The sequence below is a fragment of the Desulfobacula phenolica genome, assembly GCF_900105645.1.
Lineage (GTDB): Bacteria > Desulfobacterota > Desulfobacteria > Desulfobacterales > Desulfobacteraceae > Desulfobacula > Desulfobacula toluolica.
On sequence record NZ_FNLL01000005.1, the window covers coordinates 374,862 to 396,033 of the forward strand.

The 21,172-nt window shown below is 42.7% G+C and carries 23 protein-coding genes, 1 tRNA gene and 1 pseudogene; 11 read left to right on the forward strand and 14 right to left on the reverse strand.

Annotated features, from left to right (window positions below; all coding sequences use genetic code 11):
* Positions 1-8: 8 nt before the first annotated feature.
* The gene (locus BLT94_RS10740) at positions 9-293 is read right to left on the reverse strand and encodes an antibiotic biosynthesis monooxygenase family protein (protein ID WP_014957133.1); all 285 of its coding nucleotides are present in this window, start codon (positions 291-293) and stop codon (positions 9-11) included.
* A gap of 151 nt (positions 294-444) precedes the next feature.
* Between BLT94_RS10740 and BLT94_RS10745 the strand changes: the two genes are divergently transcribed.
* A tRNA-Gln gene (locus tag BLT94_RS10745) sits at positions 445-518 on the forward strand.
* Between the two features lie 255 nt (positions 519-773).
* Positions 774-2,009: a hypothetical protein gene (locus BLT94_RS10750; protein WP_092233789.1), complete on the forward strand. Its 1,236-nt coding sequence runs from the start codon at positions 774-776 to the stop codon at positions 2,007-2,009.
* A 147-nt stretch (positions 2,010-2,156) separates the two neighbouring features.
* Here BLT94_RS10750 and BLT94_RS10755 read toward each other — a convergent pair whose 3' ends face one another.
* From BLT94_RS10755 to BLT94_RS10790, 8 genes are all read right to left on the reverse strand, one after another.
* On the reverse strand, positions 2,157-3,005 hold the full coding sequence (locus tag BLT94_RS10755) for a ComF family protein (RefSeq protein ID WP_092233792.1): 849 nt from the start codon (positions 3,003-3,005) through the stop codon (positions 2,157-2,159).
* A 27-nt stretch (positions 3,006-3,032) separates the two neighbouring features.
* A complete protein-coding gene (rlmB, locus tag BLT94_RS10760; protein ID WP_092233795.1) occupies positions 3,033-3,776 on the reverse strand; it encodes a 23S rRNA (guanosine(2251)-2'-O)-methyltransferase RlmB in 744 nt (247 codons plus the stop codon).
* A 3-nt stretch (positions 3,777-3,779) separates the two neighbouring features.
* Complete coding sequence (gene gmk, locus BLT94_RS10765) at positions 3,780-4,343, reverse strand: guanylate kinase (RefSeq protein WP_092233797.1); 564 nt, start codon at positions 4,341-4,343, stop codon at positions 3,780-3,782.
* A gap of 4 nt (positions 4,344-4,347) precedes the next feature.
* On the reverse strand, positions 4,348-4,608 hold the full coding sequence (locus BLT94_RS10770; RefSeq protein ID WP_014957125.1) for a DUF370 domain-containing protein: 261 nt from the start codon (positions 4,606-4,608) through the stop codon (positions 4,348-4,350).
* A 141-nt stretch (positions 4,609-4,749) separates the two neighbouring features.
* A complete protein-coding gene (locus BLT94_RS10775; RefSeq protein ID WP_092233800.1) occupies positions 4,750-5,631 on the reverse strand; it encodes a YicC/YloC family endoribonuclease in 882 nt (293 codons plus the stop codon).
* Positions 5,624-6,172 carry a DUF4416 family protein gene (locus BLT94_RS10780; protein WP_092233803.1) on the reverse strand — a complete coding sequence of 183 codons (549 nt, stop codon included), beginning with the start codon at positions 6,170-6,172 and terminating at the stop codon, positions 5,624-5,626. Before BLT94_RS10780 ends, BLT94_RS10775 begins: the two co-directional genes overlap by 8 nt.
* 3 nt (positions 6,173-6,175) lie before the next feature.
* Positions 6,176-6,343 carry a Trm112 family protein gene (locus BLT94_RS10785; RefSeq protein ID WP_092233806.1) on the reverse strand — a complete coding sequence of 56 codons (168 nt, stop codon included), beginning with the start codon at positions 6,341-6,343 and terminating at the stop codon, positions 6,176-6,178.
* A gap of 11 nt (positions 6,344-6,354) precedes the next feature.
* Positions 6,355-8,118, reverse strand: a complete 1,764-nt coding sequence (locus BLT94_RS10790) for an ABC transporter ATP-binding protein (protein WP_092233809.1) — start codon at positions 8,116-8,118, stop codon at positions 6,355-6,357.
* 75 nt (positions 8,119-8,193) lie between these two features.
* On the opposite strand from BLT94_RS10790, the gene BLT94_RS10795 reads away from it, so the two are divergent.
* Together BLT94_RS10795 and BLT94_RS10800 are read left to right on the forward strand one after the other, a co-directional pair.
* Complete coding sequence (locus BLT94_RS10795; protein WP_092233812.1) at positions 8,194-9,474, forward strand: 3-deoxy-D-manno-octulosonic acid transferase; 1,281 nt, start codon at positions 8,194-8,196, stop codon at positions 9,472-9,474.
* Between the two features lie 195 nt (positions 9,475-9,669).
* Positions 9,670-10,287: a GAF domain-containing protein gene (locus BLT94_RS10800; protein WP_092233814.1), complete on the forward strand. Its 618-nt coding sequence runs from the start codon at positions 9,670-9,672 to the stop codon at positions 10,285-10,287.
* An 88-nt stretch (positions 10,288-10,375) separates the two neighbouring features.
* Here the strand turns inward: BLT94_RS10800 and BLT94_RS10805 are convergent, their stop codons facing one another.
* Positions 10,376-11,407, reverse strand: coding sequence for an NAD(P)H-dependent glycerol-3-phosphate dehydrogenase (locus BLT94_RS10805; protein WP_092233879.1), 1,032 nt, complete (start codon positions 11,405-11,407; stop codon positions 10,376-10,378).
* A gap of 278 nt (positions 11,408-11,685) precedes the next feature.
* Between BLT94_RS10805 and BLT94_RS10810 the strand changes: the two genes are divergently transcribed.
* The 7 genes from BLT94_RS10810 to BLT94_RS10840 all read left to right on the forward strand — a co-directional run bounded on the left by BLT94_RS10810 (position 11,686) and on the right by BLT94_RS10840 (position 19,114).
* Positions 11,686-13,761, forward strand: a complete 2,076-nt coding sequence (locus BLT94_RS10810; RefSeq protein ID WP_092233816.1) for a cache domain-containing protein — start codon at positions 11,686-11,688, stop codon at positions 13,759-13,761.
* An 11-nt stretch (positions 13,762-13,772) separates the two neighbouring features.
* A complete protein-coding gene (locus BLT94_RS10815; protein WP_092233818.1) occupies positions 13,773-14,330 on the forward strand; it encodes a SiaB family protein kinase in 558 nt (185 codons plus the stop codon).
* 10 nt (positions 14,331-14,340) lie between these two features.
* Positions 14,341-14,739, forward strand: a complete 399-nt coding sequence (locus BLT94_RS10820; RefSeq protein WP_092233820.1) for a DUF1987 domain-containing protein — start codon at positions 14,341-14,343, stop codon at positions 14,737-14,739.
* On the forward strand, positions 14,736-15,458 hold the full coding sequence (locus BLT94_RS10825; RefSeq protein ID WP_092233822.1) for a GGDEF domain-containing protein: 723 nt from the start codon (positions 14,736-14,738) through the stop codon (positions 15,456-15,458). The genes BLT94_RS10820 and BLT94_RS10825 overlap by 4 nt, the downstream gene beginning before the upstream one ends.
* A gap of 98 nt (positions 15,459-15,556) precedes the next feature.
* Positions 15,557-16,345, forward strand: a complete 789-nt coding sequence (locus BLT94_RS10830) for an FAD binding domain-containing protein (RefSeq protein WP_092233824.1) — start codon at positions 15,557-15,559, stop codon at positions 16,343-16,345.
* Complete coding sequence (locus BLT94_RS10835) at positions 16,336-16,818, forward strand: (2Fe-2S)-binding protein (RefSeq protein WP_092233826.1); 483 nt, start codon at positions 16,336-16,338, stop codon at positions 16,816-16,818. The genes BLT94_RS10830 and BLT94_RS10835 overlap by 10 nt, the downstream gene beginning before the upstream one ends.
* Positions 16,805-19,114, forward strand: a complete 2,310-nt coding sequence (locus BLT94_RS10840) for a xanthine dehydrogenase family protein molybdopterin-binding subunit (RefSeq protein ID WP_092233829.1) — start codon at positions 16,805-16,807, stop codon at positions 19,112-19,114. Before BLT94_RS10835 ends, BLT94_RS10840 begins: the two co-directional genes overlap by 14 nt.
* Here the strand turns inward: BLT94_RS10840 and BLT94_RS10845 are convergent.
* The 4 genes and pseudogenes from BLT94_RS10845 to BLT94_RS10860 form a co-directional block, all read right to left on the reverse strand.
* Positions 19,085-19,759 (reverse strand): HAD family hydrolase, encoded by a 675-nt coding sequence (locus BLT94_RS10845; protein WP_092233832.1) that lies wholly within the window; start codon positions 19,757-19,759, stop codon positions 19,085-19,087. The genes BLT94_RS10840 and BLT94_RS10845 overlap by 30 nt on opposite strands.
* 12 nt (positions 19,760-19,771) lie before the next feature.
* Positions 19,772-20,086, reverse strand: a complete 315-nt coding sequence (locus tag BLT94_RS10850; RefSeq protein WP_041279379.1) for a TIGR04076 family protein — start codon at positions 20,084-20,086, stop codon at positions 19,772-19,774.
* Between the two features lie 64 nt (positions 20,087-20,150).
* The gene (locus tag BLT94_RS10855; protein WP_092233835.1) at positions 20,151-20,792 is read right to left on the reverse strand and encodes a UbiX family flavin prenyltransferase; all 642 of its coding nucleotides are present in this window, start codon (positions 20,790-20,792) and stop codon (positions 20,151-20,153) included.
* A gap of 35 nt (positions 20,793-20,827) precedes the next feature.
* Positions 20,828-21,172 (reverse strand): annotated as a pseudogene (locus BLT94_RS10860) (CBS domain-containing protein); the annotation flags it as partial.

Sequence of the window (21,172 nt, forward strand, 5' to 3'; positions counted from 1 at the left end):
TACTCGAATTAATGAACATAAATCTCAAATTTGGTTTCAGCATTGGTAAGGGTATCAATCCGTTTCTGATAAGCTCTTCTTTCTTTGCTGACAAGCCATTTTGACCAGTCATCAATATGCCGCCACTTGCTGACGATGAGAAACTCCCCTGTCTGGTCTACCCGTTTTAAGGTCTCAGCCCCGATATAGCCTTCCTGATTTAACGCACTACCTCTCATTTCCCGGTATAACTCTATCAGCAGGCTTTCGTTTTCAGGCACGACTTTTCTTTTGATCAATACTGTAACGGCCATCTTTACCTCCCCAATATTATGTTATTATGGAAACACACGGAACACCTGTTGTCATATATACCATTTCCACCTAATTTTAACAAACCAATCCCCAAGATAATTCTTGACTAAGCAACAAGCTTGGTATATATAAACCCAACATTAAATTTGCTGGGTGATCGTCCAACGGCAGGACTACGGACTCTGACTCCGTCAATTAAGGTTCGAATCCTTATCACCCAGCCACTTAAAAAACAAAGATTTTCAGCGTTCGCTTGAAAACCTTTTTTACTTCCACAGTATTTTGCCCATCATTTCAATTTAATGCAATGAGATATGCGACGGGGTGAAGACTATTGCAAAATGGCAAACGCAAGTATTGCTTTTGTTTTTGACATATGCTAACTAAAAAGAGTCAACTGAATGATCGGCTGATTTTATAAAAAAGGTCGGTTTTATTTATCAAAAAAATAACCTCTGTTGTAAAAGCCCAGACTAAATATGAAAAACACTATACCTGAAAAAGCAAAATTACTAGACAAGCTCCGCAAAAATGGATTTAATGTCCCGGATTTTATTTATGTGCCCGCAGACAAATTCAACAGCGAAGATTTTACACAACTGAATTCTTTTTTAGACAACCACCGTGAAAGCTATAAAGTTATTGCAAGAAGCGCTCACCCCCTGGAATCAAATTATAAGGGCGGCACCTTTGATTCTCTTGAAACATATGCGGATATTGCCGGAATAAAATATGCAAGAAAGAGGATGATTAAAATAGCAGAAACGTCGAAACGACTTTCCATACGGAGACAACAGATATTTAACCATGCACCGGATATCAATATCAATGAAATGGGTGTCATTGTAATGCCCTTTATCAACGGATCCAGCGTGATGGCAAAAATGATCGTTAATCACTGGGAATTTGGTTACTGCAGGGATCGTGATCGCAAAGTCCAACGGGAACCTTACATCACCAAGGTGCCCCACGACCGAAAGCTTTTGCAGCTTTCAATAGACATACAAAAAAACCTGGGGTTCAGTTGCGAGATCGAATATATTGTCTCAACTGATGGAGAAATCCATGTTGTTCAGGCCAAAGACATTTCAAATATTGAAACCTTGGAAGAAAAAGAGAGCGAACGCTCGATCATGCTTGATGGTGTCAGACGCATGCGAAAACGAAAAAATTACAGAGAGCGGCCGGTTTATATAATGGATAACAAGGCCTTTTATATCAATATAATCAGTCAATGCGAAAATCTTGTTCAGGTAAACAAAGGTCCAAAGCCTGATATCAACGACATCCTCGCCGGCATAAAGGCATATGAAAAGGAACTTGAATCCTTTGCCCTGAGGCACCAGCGATTTGCGGTTATTGGATTTTCCATACAGGACACAGGAGAACTTTACCAGATCGCCAACCACTATCTGGATGATTTGCCGGATCTTCAAAACACCCTGTCAAAAGCCCTGCACAACAACATTTACAAGATTGATATTTTTCTGTCTGAAGCAGACACATTGATTGCAAAAGATAAATTCAGACTCAACCTGTGCAGTCATGACGCATATGGCATTGACTCTGTTCGTAATCCCCTATGGTCGGCATACTGGAACATTGACCGCCACGATCAGGTGGTCAAGGATTTCTTGCGTCTTGGATTTAAAACCGGCGATACCATTGCCATTGACATTGATGCTGAAGACCGCCCCATGGTTTACCGTCATTAGTCCCTCTTTAAGACTGACAAGTTCAAAAAGATTGTGGAAAATTCCAAAGATATCGTTACCACTTACTTTTTTCAATCCTTTTGGACTTTTCTTTCAAGGCAGGGGATAGGTATGTCATTGCTGTTATTTTGTCGGTGTTTCTTGGAATCAGGTTCGGGCAAGCACCAGTGCCGTCACTTTTCCGGCCCCGTGGTTCAACAATTCCTTTGCGGCTTCATTGCAGGTTGCACCAGTTGTAAACACATCATCTATTAACAGGATATGTTTTTTATCAATAGTCGCTGGAGCAACAACCTTAAATGCATTTTTCAAATTTATTTTGCGTTGTTCCATATCAAGTTCTGTCTGTGACGGTGTCTGCTTGAACCTGACAAGCGAATTTGTATCAATCTTCCATGACGGAAGGCAATCAAAATTTTGCCGATACTGTTTTACAAAATTTCGAATCAAAAAAAATGCCTGGTTAAATCCTCTTTGTTTCAGCTTTTTTTTATGCAGCGGCACCGGCATGATCAAATCAACACCAGCAGATTCATAATACCGCAAAAAAGCCTGAAACATCAGATGTTCAAACACTTTTGAAACCGCCAGTTTTGAATGATATTTAAAAAGCGGAACCGCATCTTTTATAATGCCTTTATATTCTGCCACCGCCCTTACCTGTTCAAGCATTAAAGGATTTTTTAAACAGTCTTGACACAGACAATTTTCATCAAAAATCCAAGGAAATTTAACCCCGCATTTAATACAAAAAGGTGTTTCCATGGGGTAAAATCCCGCTGCCATACACTGATCACAAAAACAGGTCTCCATTGAATACGGGTCAAGCTCATCCGAATCAATATAAGCGCCACATTTTAAACACTTTAACGGATACAGCAGCTGCCCAAAAAGCCGAATGCTTTTTTTTACAACTGATATGTAATATGCTCTGGAACAGATCTTGTCACTGACCTTGAAACAGGTCTTGCAACAGGCCTTGAAAATTTTAAACATATTACCTGTTCCTTGTTTTATTGAGTTTCAGGTTCGCTGGCGAAGTGCTTCAAACATGGCAATACCGCCTGCAACAGAAGCGTTCAGGGAATTTATATTTCCTTTATTGGGAATGGACAATAAAAAATCGCACTCTTTTTTTACAAGCGGCCTGATCCCTTTGTGTTCACCACCGATAACCAAGGCGATATTTCCGGTCATATCAGCACCAAACAAAGACTTATCCCCGCCGGCATCAAGACCGAATACCCATACGTTGTTTTCTTTCAAGGTTCTTAAAATGGCTGCGGTATTGGTGATCATATAAATATCGGCATGCTCCATTGCACCGGCAGAACTTCGGGAAACAGTTGAGGACGGCCCGGAAGACCGGTCTTTGGGAATCAGGATATGATCGACGCCTGCACACAGTGCGGTTCTTATCAACGCCCCTAGGTTATGGGGATCCTCAATATTTTCCAGGATCAGGATAAAACAGGATTCATTGTTTTTGCTAATTTTGGTAACCACTTCTGTGGCTTTTTTGACAGGGAAAAAAGAAGTTTTGGCAACCATACCCTGATGCTTTGAAAAAAGGGTCATCTTGTCAAGAAGTTCAGGTTCAACCGCTTCAACAGGAATATTTTTTTCTCGGGCAAGAGCCTCAATCTTTTGTGTTCTGCCCTGAGATCTTTTTTTTGAAATCAGTATGGAATAAATTTTTCTTTTTCCAGCCTTTAAAGCCTCATAAACGGAATGAAATCCAAACAAAATATCAGTTTTATCTTTCATATTTCAAGCCATCTCTTTTTCAAAAATCAAGCAAAGGGCTTCTATGGCTTTATCAAGATCATCATTAATTACCACATGTTGATACCGGTCCTTTTGAGCCATCTCAAACTTTGCATTTTCAAGGCGTCTGGCAATCACGTTTTTGGAATCCGTTCCCCTGCACTCAAGACGCTGAGATAAAATTTCAAAGGAAGGCGGCATAATAAATATGGTCACCGGGTCCAGGTCTGATGCCATAATCTGTCCTGCACCCTGAACATCAATATCCAGAAGAAGACTTAAGCCCTTGTCCAGAGTCTTTTTGACAACTTCCCTGGCTGTGCCGTAATAATTATCATGAACCTTTGCCCATTCAAGCAAGTCGCCCTGATCAATTTTTTGTTCAAATGCCTCTGTACTGATAAAAAAATAATCACGTCCGTCCTGTTCATTTTTTCTTGGATTCCGGGTAGTATGAGACACGGAATAAGAAAGACAGTTAAACCGGTTTAATACCTGCCTGATCAATGTGGTTTTCCCGGCTCCTGATGGAGCGGAGATGACAAAAAGTTTTCCAATACACGTCATGATTCTATTCTTCTTCCTTTTTTACCAGGGATTCGAACCGCTGGGAAACGGTCTCTGGCTGAATTGAGGACAAAATAACATGATTGCTTTCCATAATAATAATTGCCCTGGTTTTTCTGCCATGAGTCACGTCAATCAGGCGTTTTTCCTCTTTGGCTTCATCCTTGACCCGTTTCATGGGAGAGGAGTTGGGAGATAAAATTGCAACGATTTTATCCGCCACAATCGTATTTCCAAACCCGATATTTAAAAGAAGCGGCTCCATTGTTTAACCTTTATATTTAAATATTTGTATAAAAAAACCTTCAAAACTTAAAACAAATACTTTAAGTTTTTGCTGTGGAAAAACCCGTGTGAGCAGATTGTTGTAAAAGTTGTAAAAAATGGTCAGGTCTATCCATTGCAGTTATTCAATATTCTGTACTTGTTCCCTGATCTTTTCAAGCTCTGATTTCAGATCAACCACTTTATGGGACAAGGACGCATTTCCAGCCTTTGAGCCGATGGTGTTAAATTCCCTGTTAAATTCCTGGATTAAAAAATTGAGTTTTCTGCCACCTGCTTCCTCTGAATCCAGAATGTCCCTGAACTGCTTGATATGACTGTAAAGCCGAACAATCTCTTCTGATACGTCACTCTTATCGGCTAAAATGGCTGCCTCTTGGGCGATACGGACCGGGTCCAGCCCTTCCGTATCAGAGGTAAGATAAGAGACTCTATCCATAAGACGTTGCTTATAAATCGGTGGAATTGTAGCGGCATCTGCTTCAATCAATGCTAAATTTTTTTCAATATAATCCATTCGTGCGGTTAAATCCAAAAGAAGATTTTCTCCTTCTGTTTTACGCATAATTTCAAGATGACTACTGGCCGTTTCCACGGACGGTTCTATCGCATTCCACAGATTTTCTGAATCCTGCTCCTTTTTAGAAGGGACAATCACATTACGGGCAGTCAAAATATTGTCCACAGAGATATCACCCGAAAGATTCAAATCGTGTTGTATTTTTTTTAACGCCTGGTAATAGGATATGGCTTTGGCCCCGTCCACCTCAAACTGATCCAGGTCCTGGGCATCATCTTGAACAGACAGCCGAATCTCAATTCTTCCCCGGTCATGGGTTTTGGCAATAATTTTTTTGATATTATCTTCAAACACCTGGCAGGATTCCGGGCAATAAAATGCGATATCAAGATGTCGTGAATTATATGACCGGATTGTAACATCGGCCGTGATGGTTCCAAATGTATGTGAACCCTGGGAAAAAGCGGTCATGCTTTTAATCATTTTTTTTTCCTTTGTCTGCTTTTAAATCCAGCAGATATTTATCCCTGACCTTTGATAAAAATAAAATCATGCTTTTTGATGCATAATCCGGATAGGTCCAGTCCAGGGTTTTAAAACCCTCTTTTTTCGAATACATCAAGGTCAAGTCTGCATAAATTTTCCGACCGATATATATCCTGTGGGAATATTCCTTTCCCGTGGCCAGGATAAACCGCGAAGAAACAAGATATCCCGGATCAATATTCACTGCCCGCCGCCCGGAACTTGTAAACCGGGTTTCAATTTTATTGGTTTTTTCTTTGATCAGGGCCAGGTCATCCTGGGCAATCAATTGTTTAAACACAAAAACCTTTCGAAACAAAGGAGATCCCATTTCTTTATAATAATAGTCGGTATAATCAAAATCAAGCCAGCGGCTGATCATGTCCACAGGTCCGAATGCCTTCTCAAACATTGGATAAAGCGTCTCAACAGATGCTTTATCGTTCATGATACAGCCGACAACCAGTTTTGCCGGGTCTGGAGTTTTGGGAATACTCATCCTTTACAGCGGCTTTGCTTCATCAATGAGCATGATGGGTATATCATCTTTTATTTCGTATAAAAGCTTGCATGCATAACAGATAAGCCCGTCTTCTTTATCATTCAACTGGATCTCACCCTTGCATTTGGGGCAAACCAATATTTCCAACAATTCTCTGGAAACAGCCATTATATTCTCCTTTAATTTTCCAACCCTTTAGCAGCCTGCATGGTTTGAAGTTTAAAATAGTCCCCTTTAAGGGCCATCAAATTATCATGAGTGCCTTGTTCTTTTATAGCCCCGTTTTTCAACAAAATAACCCTTGAGGCATAGTTAATGGTGGACAGCCTGTGAGCAATCACAAATGATGTTCGGCCCCTCATCAAATTTTCCAAGGCCTTTTGCACCACTCGTTCAGCCTCTGAATCCAGTGCGGAAGTGGCTTCATCCAAAATAAGGATCGGGGCATCCTTGATAAGGGCCCGTGCAATACAAATCCGCTGTTTTTCTCCGCCGGAAAGCCGGGAGCCAAGCTCACCTATGACAGTATCAAACCCCCTTGGAAACCCTTGAATAAAATCATAGGCAAAGGCTGCTTTTGCAGCGTTTTCGATTTCAAGGTCCGTAGCATCCATTTTGCCGTACCTGATATTATCTTTTACAGATTCATTAAACAGGATTGGTTCCTGGGTCACAATGGAAATATGATCCCGCAATGACTTGATTGAAAGATCTTTTACATTTTTTCCCGCAATAAATACCGAACCCGTTGTGACATCATACAGCCGCGGAACCAAATTGACAAGGCTGGTTTTTCCGCCTCCGCTCATTCCCACAAGGGCCAGAACCTCACCAGGTGCCACCTTTAAATTTATATCATTTAACGCAGGTGCTTCGTTTTCGTTATAGGAAAAACCAACATGATCAAACTCAACGTCAAAAGTGCTGCCTTCAAGAATTTCAGGATTTTCTTTTTCCGTGATAGCAGATGATTCTTCCAACACATCAAATATCCTTGTGGCCGAGGCCACCCCTTCCTGAATAGTATTGTTCAGCTTGGACAATTTTTTCACCGGATCATACAGCATCATCACAGCTGTAAGAAAAGAAAAAAAAGTTCCAGGGGTTGAAGTGCCGTTAATCACCCGAATACCGCCAAACCAGATAATAAACGCAATACCAAGCCCTCCTAAAAACTCCATAACTGGAGAAGACAAGGCTTTGGCAACAATTTTTTTCATCTCAAGCCTGAAAAGTTCCTGAGTTTTTTCTTTAAACCTGCTCTTTTCAAAAACTTGAAGATTAAAAATCTTGATAATCTTGCTGCCGGTAAAAGTTTCATGCAAAAATGAGTTCAAATCCGCCATGGTTTCCTGGGTACCGGTGGAAAATTTTCTAACCCTGCGGCCAAACAAAACAATAGGATAAAAGGCCAGGGGCAAAACGATAAATGCTCCCAATGCCAGTTGCCAGTCCCGGTAAAAAATAACAAACAAAAAGGCAATCACCGAGAAAGAATCCCTGAATAAGTTGATCACAGCCGTAGAAACCATGCCTTTAACGATGTTCACATCATTTGTAATGCGGGACATCAATGCCCCTGTTTTTTCCTTGTGAATAAAAGAAATGGGAAGGTCGGTGATCTTTTCATACAATGAATCCCTGAAAAATCGAATGATATTTTCCCCGATATAATTCATAAAATATTCCGACCCATAGGAACCCGCGCCTTTTAAAAAAAAAACCAGGATGGCAAGCCCCGGGATGAACAAAAGCATATCCCGATTTTGACTGATAAAGATATCGTCCATCACCGGTTTAACCAGAAAAGCCATGGCACCGTTGGCAACAGCCACAATGACCATACAGAAAGCTGCCAGCAGAAGCCTTTTCCAGTAGACAAAAACCAGTGAAATAATTTCTTTCCGCCTTGATTTGGTGAATTTAGAGTTTTTCTTTTTCATAAACCTTATTTAATACACCAAATTAAATTAAAAGGGGTATTGTTAATATTAAAAAAACATGAGAGCATACGCCCCATGACAAAGAATGCCTTTATACTCAATTTTTTTAAACTTTACAATATGCTCTGGAACATGTGCCTTCCTTTTCTTGCAAAAAACAATCGCATGAAGCAGGGATTCCAAAAACGGGTCACCTCGTTCCACCACTCAAGGGCAGACATCTGGATTCAAGCCGCTTCCGCAGGCGAAGCCTACCTTGCCGTCCAAATCATCAAAAAACTTACCCCCTGGGCACCCTTGACGGTTTTGGCAACCTCAACAACATCCCAGGGTATTGATATTTTAAAAACCAGGTTAACCCGGGAGACAATCAGTTCATGTATTGATCTGAAAATCGAATGGTTTCCATTTGATATGCCCGACACCATCAGAAAAGCTGTAAAAAAAATAAATCCCTGTATCATGGTATTGCTTGAAACCGAAATCTGGCCCGCACTGCTCTATTACATGAAACAAAACAAAACAAAAATTTTTATCATCAATGCACGGCTTTCCCAAAAAAGCTATACCCATTACCGGAAAACAAAAATTTTATGGAAACACCTATCCCCGGATGTGATCCTGTCAACCTCCAAACAAGATGCCGAAAGATACGCCCAAATCTTTGAAACAACAAAAATTAAAACCATGTCCAACATCAAGTTCGAATCCATTGATACGGATATCCTTGATTCCGCCACTCAAAAACGTATAAAAAACATTTTTCCCCAAACCATGCCCCTGACCATCCTTGCATCAATCAGAAAACAGGAAGAAAAAGAGGGTATCCTTATTATAAAAACAATTTTAAAGGCCTTTCCCAACCAGGTCATAGCTATCTTTCCACGTCATATGCACAGGATAGATGCATGGAAACGGCACTTGACATCATCTTGTTTAAAATTTTGCTTAAGGTCAGGGATAACCGATTTTCCAGCCAAACCGAGCATTATTTTATGGGATACCTTTGGAGAACTGAAAACCGCCTATAGCTATGCATCGGTTGTCTTTGTCGGCGGTAGCCTGAAACCCCTGGGCGGACAAAATTTCCTTGAACCAGCCATGCATGGTGCAGTCACTGTTACCGGCCCGTATTATGATAATTTTACCTGGGTAACAGAGGAGATCTTCAAACAAGGAATTGTCATCAAAAAAAACCATTGGAAAGCCGTGGCTGAAACCATCCTTAAAGCCCTTGAAACCACAACTCTCAAATCAGACAGCAGACACCTGGCACAAGAATTCATCAAAACACACCAAGGCGGTGCCAGTCAGGTGTGTGATGAAATTTTAAAAGCCTTTGACGATTTTTTTTGATTGTTATATAGTTTAGAAATCTTATAGACCACTCCGTTCTTCTTTATTAATTTGCTATCCTCTGAAATGTTTATTTGTTTCCCCCTCTCTTTTGTTTTTGCGCTTATTTTTCAATGCACCGGCTTTTGTTTATCAGGCACCCTTATATTCATCAGGGCCCTGTTATTTTATAATCCAAAATAAGAGGAGACCGTTATGGAAAATCATACCATGCAGTATGACACAATCACCCGTTTAACCACCGCCATTTCCCAGTGCAAGGACCCGGAAGATGTGGCGTTGACAACTGCAGAAAGTGTAAAAACAGCATTCAATGCCAAAGGCTGCTCAGTATTTCTTGTCAACCGGGAGACTCGCGAACTTGGTCTTGTTGCATCGTCCGGATTGAGTACAGAATACCTGACCAAGGGACCGATCCATTTTATGCAGACCATCAGGGAAGCAAAAGATGCCATTCCCATTGCCATTTATGATGTAATGGATGATCCGAGAATCGAATATCCCGAGGAGGCAAAAAAAGAAGGGATAGCTTCTTTATTAGGAGTTCCCATTATCAGCCACGATAAAATCATTGGTGCGCTTCGTATTTATACAAAAACCCCATGGGAATTTTCCTTTAACGATATCAACCTTGCCCAGGCCGTTGCATTAATTTGCGGCATGGCCATGGATATGTGCAGAATGTACAAAGGGTATAAAACCAGTATTGAGATTCTTAAAAACATGAGGGGAAAAGATACATACGGCACAAACAAATGGACTCCATATGAAGGAGTTCCCAAAAGCGTGGACAAATCAATACGCGAACATTAATTTTTTAAGTGAACGAACGCGCCTCCCAGGCAGCATTTAGATAAGCTAAAGCTGCCTGGAGACCTTCAAACGGATGGATGCTTAACAATCAACCGTCCACAACCCCGTCCAGTTCATGTTTTAAAGAGCGGTTCATCAGACGTTCAACCGTCTCTTCGACGGAACGGCCTTCAAAAAGGACGGAATAAACTTCATTGCAGATGGGAAGATCAATCCCCAGTTTCTTTGACAGGTTGTATACGGACCGGGTTGTTTTAACCCCTTCTGCCACCATTCTCATTTCGGAAATAATCTCATCGAGTTTTTTGCCTTCTCCGATCTGCTTGCCCACGGTATAGTTACGGCTCAAATCACCAGTACAGGTTAACAACAAATCCCCTACACCGGCAAGCCCGGAAAGTGTCAACGGATCAGCCCCCAGTTTTGTTCCCAGCCGGTTCATCTCGGTAAGCCCCCGGGTAATCAAGGCAGCCCTTGGATTAAGCCCCATGTTCATACCGTCACAGATACCGGCGGCAATTGCCAGCACATTTTTCACGGCACCGCCGATCTGGGTGCCTATAGGGTCGTCATTAATATAGACCCTGAAAGTGGGACAGGAAAATATTTTCTGGACATATTCAGCAGTATCACGGCTGATTGAAGCGGCAGCCACAACCGTAGGCACTTTACTGGCAACTTCTTTTGCAAAACTTGGTCCTGACAGCACGGCAAGATTCTCTTTGGAAAGAAAATCAATTTTTTCCTCAAGAATCTGAGTCATGGTCAGGTGAGTTTTATTCTCAATTCCCTTGGATGCAGTCACAACAATGGTCCCAGGGCTTATAAACTCCTTTATCCTGCCTGCAACATCCCGCATGCAATGAGACGGAACCACCACAAGTACAAGATTTTTATCTTTTACAGCGATGTCAAGATCATTGGTTGGAATGATATTATCCGGCAGTTTTATATCTGGAAGAAATACCTTGTTTTCCCTGTCTGTTTCAATCTGTTCCCTTACTTCCTGTTCAAACACCCAGAGGTCCAGAACAAATCCTTTATCTGCAAGCAATTTTGCAAGGGCTGTCCCCCAGCTTCCGGCACCCACAACCCCTATCTTAGTTGTTGCCGTATCCATCATCCTGCTCATGCGTTAAACTTCCCTTCCAGACCCGACAAGGTCCTGCTGTCAAAGATATTATCTTTCAATTGAGCACAAATGGTTGTTTATACACCATATCACTATTCTGATCAACTTTTATTCTGCTGAATCATCAAACGTCTCAACCTGACCCCACTGGATTGTATTTGATAAATTTAATCTTGACAGAATTTCATTATTTCAATAGATATCTGTTTACTTTTTAAGTAATTAACGAACCGGCACTTGACATACCATACCCAAGGATTCTACTGATGATTCAATCCAGACTCTGGTTCAAAGCAACATTACTGATTTTGGTTATTATTCTAATCAGTTCCATGTCCATTGCCCTGTACACGATCCCCCTTACCCGGGAAATTACCTATAAAATGGCGGAAAACCATGCCACAGCCTTGCTTGATCATGTGTATAATCTTGTTGAAATCAAGCATAAGGAAATAAAATCTTACAAAAACTTTGCCCTCACGGCACGCAAACGTCAAATGAAGGATATTACCTCTGCTGCCGGATATATCATTAAAAATCAATATTCGGCTGCAAAAGCTGGCGAAATATCCGAACCCGAAGCCAAACAGCGTGCAATCAAACAGATGAAGTCCATACGCTATGGTAATAAGGACTATATGTGGATATCAGATTTTAATTCCGTGCTGATTTCTCATCCTGATCCAAAACTTCATAATGCTGATTTCTCTAAAATCACAGATGTTTATGGGCATCTTATTGTCCCGCCCATGGTTGATATTGCCCGAAAAAACGGCGAGGGCTTTACATCTTATTGGTGGAACCGCCTGGAAAAGAATTCCCCTTCGGAAAAACTGACCTATTCCACCCTGTTCCCTCCCTGGAACTGGGTTTATGGCACTGGTGTTTATATGGATGACATTTTACAGGAAATTGACCGGCAGAAAAAAAAACTGGTTAATGATCTTCGGGAGGTCATGCAAGAAGTTACCATAGGAAAATCAGGGTATATGTATATTTTTGATTCTGATATGCACTTGATTATTCACCCCAATGAAAAACTTACTACTGCCAAACTCAACGAGTTGTGCAATCCCAGAACAGGCAGACCAATCTTAAAAGAACTTATGGAAAAAGCCGACATTGAAGGAGTTTACCTGGAATACCCCTGGGATCACCCTGAAGATCCCGGAAATTATGCATATGAAAAAATCAGTTGGGTTAGATATAACAGCTATTTTAAATGGTATATTGCAAGCTCTGTTTACACGGATGAACTTTACAGTCAATCGCGCTTCCTGACTTCCAGAATCGTATTTATCACCATAATAATCCTATTGTTTTCATTGTTCATTGGAAGTTATTGTTTGAAAAAATTTATCAATCCCATTGAAAAATTATCAAAAACGGTTTTAAAAATCCAAGGCGGTGATTTAAAAATCAGAAGCGGCATTGTCAGCAATGATGAGATCGGTATTTTGGCCCGTGAATTCGATGCAATGGTGGAAAAACTGGACAATCACGTTGAAGTTCTTGATCAAAAAGTCAAAGAAAAAACCCGGGAACTGGCTGAAAACTACAAAGAACTGGAATATGCAAACAGCCAGGTCATGGAAAGTATCCGGTATGCCAGAACTATTCAGAAGGCAATTTTACCGCAACCTGATTCCAAACCAAAAGAAATTTCAGATATTTTTATACTGTGGCGACCCAAGGATATCATTGGTGGAGACATCTTCTGGTTGAAACGCAATAGAAACGGTTTTGTTTTTGCGATTATCGACTGTACCGGCCATGGAGTTCCAGGAGCTATCATGACCATGATTGCAAGCATGGCAATCCACCATGTCGTCCAGGAACTGGGTCCGGCAAGTCCTGGAGCGATCCTCAAAGAACTTAACAGGATCATCCAATTTTCATTGGGTCAGCATTCCAAGGATGCAAAATCAGATGACGGCCTGGACATTGCCCTTTGCTATGTGGATACTGCTACGGATATACTCACATTTGCCGGAGCCAATATAAGCCTTTTTGTTCAAGAAGAGACCGGCATACAACAGATAAAGGGAGACAAGCAAAGTATTGGATATAAATCTTCAAACATTAAATTTGACTTTAAGGAACACAAAATTAAACTGAACAGGGGAAAACAGCTTTACATGACCACGGACGGTTTAATTGGCCAGGCCGGTGGAACACATGGCCTTCCTTTTGGCAGACGGCGATTTCTCAAATTCATTTCCGAGCATCATCAATCCGGCTTCTCAGACCAGAAAAAAGCCCTTGAAAAAATTCTAACTCAATATCAGGGAAATGAGGAACAAAGGGATGACATTACTGTTATCGGCTTAACTTATAAATAAGGAGTTCACACATGATCAATGATATGTTTCCATTTTATCAGACCATGAAAAAAGAAGGAATTATTTTTTGCTTCAGCGGCCCGACATCCCAGAGTGTTGTTGAAGGCATAGGAGATGCCTTGAGACAAAAGATGGAACTGGAGGCCATGACACAAACCGCCTCCAGGCATGTTTTCTCAATCTTTGTGGAACAGATGCAGAATGTTGTCCACTATTCTGCTGAAAAGGATGACAGCGACCAGCAAGAAACAGAAGGATGTCTAAGTTATGGAATCATCGTTGTCGGCAGAGATGGCAAGGATAAATTTTATATTTCAAGCGGTAATTATATTCATAAAGATGATACCCGGCGTATTGTTGATCTGCTGGACAAATTAAAAGGAATGGACAAAAACGAACTTAAAATATTTTACAAGGAGCAGCGCAAACTTGAACGTCGCAAAGGCGGAAAAGGTGCCGGCCTTGGAATGATTGAAACCGCCCGTAAAGCAAGTCGTCCCATTGAATATACACTGACCGGCAGCACTGACAAACAACATGATTTTATTTCAATCAAAGCTGTAATATAAGGAGAACCATATGGATACATTATATATTGAGGCTACCAAATCATCTCCTTTTGTGAAATATAACATTGAATCCAATACCCTGGAAATTACAGGCGAATGCTATCCGGAAAACGCAGTTAAATTTTTTTCACCTGTTTTTGAATGGCTGAACACTGAAACAAAAAAACTGGACACTCCTGTTTTAACAGTTAATTTAAACATCAGCTATTTCAACAGCAGCAGTTCCAAAGCGTTGATGAATTTTTTCGATATGCTTGAAGAAGCCTATGATAATGGTAAAAAAATCAAGGTCAACTGGATCTATATGGAAGAAAATGAAACTGCGGAAGAATGCGGAGAAGAATTTCAAGAAGACTTGGAAACCCTGCCGTTTAATCTGGTTGTTTTGAACAGCGGCCAAACGATATGAGTTTTAGTGACCTGTTTCAAAGGGAAATCAATATTCTTACCCAAGCCAGGCAACTGATTCAAGATGAAACCTATTCCGACAACTGCATGCTGCCGGAATATAAGCTGATGGTAAAACACTACAACAAATTACTAAAGCAGACCAGACGCCTTGTTAAAATGTCCGACATCATGCAAAATGATCTTAATGAACTAAATGACCGCCTGGAAAAACTTTCATCACTGGATGGGCTGACTGGAATCCCCAACCGCAGATGTTTTGATAATGCCTATGAAAAAGAATGGAAGCAGGCTCAAAGAAACGGAACTGCCTTATCCATTATCATGGTGGATATTGATTATTTTAAACTATTTAACGATACCTACGGGCATGCCTCAGGAGACACCTGTTTAAAACGAGTGGCATCGGCGTTGTCTTCAGCAACCAAACGCCCCATGGATATTGTGGCCCGATACGGTGGAGAAGAATTTGCAGCTGTTTTACCCGACACGAATATTGAAGGGGCTCAAATTGTTGCCAAAAACATGAGACAACAGGTAGAAGCCCTGGATATTGCTCATGTGGAATCAAAAGTGGCCGATCATGTAACCGTGAGCATAGGCATAAGCTCCATTCAAACCCCGATGTACAGCAGTCACACACCTGAAACCCTTATCAAAGTGGCCGATGATATGCTCTACAAGGCCAAAAGCAGCGGACGCAACAGGGTCTGCTCATAGCTGTTTTCCCTGCACCCATGCCATTATTCCAAGCCGATCCACGGTCGCATCATGCCCGGCCGCAATTTAATTCATTTTTTTAAAGAAGAGGCATCATTATGTTTGAACTAAAAAAATATGTATCGGTTCAAAGCCTTGAACAAGGCCATGATCTGCTGATGCAGGATAAAAACAATGTAATCTTGGGCGGACTGCTCTGGATGAAAATGGGCAAAAAGACCTATCACACCGGCATTGATCTGTCCGGACTGGGACTGAACAAGATCGTTGAAAATGATGAAAGCATTGATATCGGATGCATGACAAGTCTCAGGCAGGCGGAGACAAGCCCCCTGCTTCACAAATGGTTTGGTTCTCTTTTTTCAAACGCATTGGGACATATCGTCGGCATCCAGTTTAGAAACTGTGCAACCATTGGCGGCAGTGTATATTCACGATTTGGATTCTCAGATGTATTAACCGCCCTGATGATCCCGGACACCCATATCCACTTGTATCATGGAGGGATTGTTCCCCTGTCTGAATTTCTGCTGATGCCCCGAAAAAAAGATATCCTGGTAAAGGTTTGCATTAAAAAACAGGCATGGGAAACATGTTACCAGAGCCAACGGCTGAGTGCCACTGATTTTCCGATTCTTTGTGTTGCCGCAGGCAGGTGCAACGAACAATGGAGGCTTTCCCTGGGTGCAAGACCAGACAAAGCCCGACAGGCACAAATATCAGCCGGGTTATTGTCCCGGCATCCTGATGACGCACAGATAAACTCTGCCTGTGATGCCGTTGTCAAAGAATTATCGTTTGGAAATGACCTGCGGGGAAGCAAAGCCTACCGGGAAATTCTGGCAAAAATTTTGGTTAAAAGAGGAGTTCAAGCCATATGCAGATAACATGTCACGTCAATAACAGAAAATTCACCCGGGATATTGCCCCGGATCTTCTTCTCATTGATTTTGTAAGAAGCCTGGGATTCAAAAGCGTAAAATGCGGATGTGATACGGCCAATTGCGGTCTGTGTACCGTATGGGTGGACAGTGTATCCGTATTGTCCTGTGCTGTCCTTGCCGCCAGGGTAAACGGCAGACAGGTGACCACCTTGGAGGGACTGGAAGACCAGGCCTTGGAATTCGGACGGTTCATGGCGGCCCAGGGTGTTGAACAATGCGGATTTTGTGTTCCCGGTCTGATCATGAATGTCCTGGCAATGAAAAACGAACTTGAAAATCCTTCAAGGCAAGACATTCTGCAATATCTTTCCGGGAACCTTTGCCGCTGCTCAGGATATGAAGGGCAGTTAAGAGCTGTTGAAGCCTACCTTCAATCACAAGGGCAAAGAAAAGGAGAAGCCGATGAAATATGTTAACAAAGGGGTTGAGAAAATTGATGCAGCTGCCCTGGTAACGGGCAAACCCGTTTACACAGATGACCTGGCACCGGAAAACTGCCTGGTGGTCAAAGTATTGAGAAGCCCCCATGCCTTTGCCGAAATTCTGGACATTGATGTACAAAAAGCCCGGGAAACGGAAGGAATAGACTGTATCCTCACCTGGCAGGATGTGCCGGGCAAACGATTTACCACGGCAGGCCAGTCCTATCCCGAACCCAGCCCCTATGACCGCCTGATCCTGGATAAAACAGTCCGGTATGTGGGTGATCCTGTAGCCATAGTGGCCGGCACAGATGAAAAGACCGTAAACCGGGCTTTAAAATCCATCAAGGTTTCATATAAACAGTTTGAGCCGGTGATTGATCTAAAACAGGCCCTGGACAATGAAAGTATAATACACCCGGAAAAAAACTATCATGTGAATGTTGACATCGGCAATGATAGAAAAAGAAACCTGTGCTGTGCAGGCGGATTTGAAATATCAGATGTGGAAACAGAATTTGCCCGGTGTGATTGCGTTGTGGACCGTGTCTATCATACTAAGCCTAATAGCCAGGCCATGATGGAAACCTTCAGAACCTATTCATACCTGGATCATGCCGGACGACTGACCCTTGTCACATCAACCCAGATTCCTTTCCATGTCAGGAGGATTACGGCAAAAGCTCTGGACATCCCAAAAGCAAAGATCCGGGTGATCAAACCCCGAATCGGTGGAGGGTTTGGCGCCAAGCAGACCGTTATAAGCGAACTTTTCCCGGCCATTGTAACATTAAAAACCGGCAAACCCGCCAAAATGGTGTTTGACCGGCATGAATCTTTTACCGCCTCCACCAGCCGCCACGAAATGATCATCCGGGTAAGGGCGGGAGCGGACCGCCACGGCAACATCCTGGCCATTCACATCGACACCCTTTCCAATACAGGTGCCTACGGGGAGCATGCCCCCACAACCGTCAACCTGTCCGGCCACAAGACCATGGCGCTGTACAACCGGGCCCGGGCATTTAAGTTCAGCTACCAGGTGGTGTATACCAACACCCTGCCCGCAGGAGCCTTCAGAGGATACGGCGCCACCCAGGGAACCTTTGCCCTTGAGTCAGCCATAAACGAACTGGCGGACGAACTTGACATGGACCCCCTGGATCTCAGGTTGAAGAACCTGTTACGCAAAGGAGATACTCTGAGCGCCTATTATGGCGAACCCCTCAACTCCTGCGCTCTTGAAGCCTGTATCAAAAAAGGCAGGGAAATGATCGGGTGGCATACAAAATACCCGTGCCGAAAAATCAGCAGCACAAAAGTCCGGGCAGTGGGAGCCGCCATCACCATGCAGGGTTCCGGGATCGCCAATATTGATACTGCATCGGCTCAGATCCGGCTTCAGGATGATGGATTTTACACCTTGATGATCGGTGCCGCAGACATGGGTACCGGATGTGATACCATCTTAGCTCAGATGGCTGCCCAATGCCTTGGATGCCCCATGGAACAAATCATTGTCAGCCAAGTCGACACGGATCACTCCCCATATGATACCGGGTCCTATGCTTCCAGCACCACATATTTGACCGGCACGGCAGTGGTTAAAGCCTGTGAAAAACTCAAGAAAAAAATTGTTTCCAGGGCGGCCGCTTTGCTGAAAACCACGGCAGAAACTCTGGAGTTTGACGGAAACAAGATATTCAATGATCAAGCTATAATTACCCTTGATGATCTGGCGCAAAAAACAGCAGTCAGCAATCACACCAGCCTTACAGCCGGGGCATCCCATTCAAGCCCTGTCTCTCCGCCGCCGTTCATGGCAGGGTTTGCGGAAATTGAAATGGATCTTGAAACCGGGGAAACAAAGGTGGTGGATTATGTGGGAGTGATTGACTGCGGCACCCCCATAAACCCGAACCTTGCCAGGATACAGGCGGAAGGCGGCATTGTCCAGGGAATCGGCATGGCCTTGTATGAGGATATTGCCTGCAACACAAAAGGGAAAATGATCACCAGTTCTTTTATGCAATATAAAATACCCTCCCGCCAGGACGTGGGAAAAATTCGGGTTGAATTTGAAAGCAGCTATGAAGCAACAGGCCCATTTGGTGCCAAATCAATCGGGGAAGTGGTCATCAACACTCCGTCACCGGCCATTGCCCACGCCATCCATAATGCCGCCGGGATTTACTTGAGAACCCTTCCCATGACCTGTGAAAACATTTTAATGGGCATGCTGGATCTGGAACAAACCAAATCAGTGGACCAGGATATCGGCAAGCCCTGAAAAAGACGATATCCGGAAATCTGCCGTGAGACTGTCCTCACCGGTAACCCGGCTTTCTCCGCCGGATAGAAAACATGATGTTACGGGAACTTTATTTGCAGCCAGAATATCGTTGATCGAATCACCGACAAACAGAGTTTTGTCAGCGGGCATGCAAAGCTTCTCTATGGCCAGATTCAATCCGTCAGGAAAAGGTTTTAAATACAAAACATCGTTTCTTGACACAACCAGTTCAAAATATCCGGCCAGATCGAAACGTTCCAGGACGGTCTCTGCGGCATAATACCCGCAGTTGCTCACCACGCCCATACGATACTTGCAGACTGAAAGCTTTTCCAGTACAGGCCGTACGTCCGGGTATGGGGTCCATCTGCTCAAAGCATCCAGATCATAAAAATCATAAATCATGGCAAGTTGCCCAAACAATTGCTCAGTCTCTTGAATATCCCAGTCATCCGTAATATCCCTGGTAGTATTGTAAAGACCGGCATACCCCGGAGACTCTCCGTATCGGGCAGGATCAATGCCGGCATTGGACAGAACCTGAAGGAGCTTTATTGCCGCATCCTTCAGGTGCCATTGAAAATTCACCAAAGTGCCTTCAAGATCGAACAGTATAAGTTCAAATTGCCGGTCTTCAAACATGGCGGTTCGCTCCTATAATTTTTCAATTTTAAACAGAACCGGCTTAAGCCAGTCAGTACAACCGGATATGGTCATTGCCTTTTCCTTGAACCAGGGAAATCGGACACTGTTGACAACGGCCATGATATCATGTCTGATATCCGCCCAGGCCCAGTGACAAAATTTATCCGGCATGTCAAATTCAGAATATACCAAAAATTGGTCCCCTTCCTTGAACTTGCTGCACAAACTAATTCTTTTCATTTCTTCTTTCACATAGGCGTCAATAATATCCCGGTTAAGCGATCTTTTTATAACTGTGATCCTACATTTTGGATGTTGAATCATTTGATTATTTCTTCATCATAAATTTTATCTGTATGTTCAGGTTCTATTGCTCCTGATATCTTTTTTATTTTATGGCAACCATCTTTTTGTCACAAGTGTTCTTGTTTTTACCGGCTGCAGATTTGTTCATAAGTTTATCCAGTTCTGAATTATCCCAGCGTTGAAACAGATCATGTTCGATACCAATGTAATCCAAAACTTTTCCCACGGATTGATTGATAATATCATCAATGGTTTTGGGATGATGATAAAATGCCGGAACCGGCGGGATAATATGGGCTCCCATGTCCGCAGCCTGGGTTAAAAGCCTTAAATGTCCTTTATGCAAAGGGGTCTCTCTGAACAGCAGCGCAACTTTGCGTTTTTCCTTGAGTTGAACATCTGCGGCCCGTATCAAGAGATTCTCATTATAGGAATTGGCGATTCCGGACAAAGTCTTAACCGTACAGGGCGCAACCACCATGCCCATGGTCAAAAAAGACCCACTTGCAACAGATGCGGCAATATCTTTATTGGTATAGGTGAAATCAGCCATGGCAAGAACGTCATCCACGTCATAATCGGTTTCTATCCTGATATTGAGTTTTCCAGCCTCTGAAATAATCAGATGGGTTTCAATGCCTTGATTTTTAAGGACTTCCAGCATCCTGACCCCATAAATCACACCACTTGCCCCGGCTATCCCTACAATTAATCGTTTTGCCATACATGACTCCTTTGGGTTTGTCGGTTAAAAACTATTTATTGTTCGTGTTTGACAACTTCTATCAAATTATATCCTTTTTCTTTAATTAACGAGACAATTCTTTTAAAACATTTGGCCTGAAACCTTAAGATAAGCCTTTTTTTGCCGGAATCCGGGTCTTTCAAGGTAAATAACCCCTTTATTTCAAGCCCCATGGCAAAAATATCTTCCAGGATTTTTCTGATGCTGTCCCTTGAATTACCGCTTATCTCAATGGAAGCACTGTGCAACCCCTCATAGGTTCCCAAAAGCTGACCCAAAGCATTGGAAAAATCCCTGTTTGAAAGGGTTCCCACAAGTGTATCATTATCCATGACCGGCAAAAAACTTCTGCCGAAAGC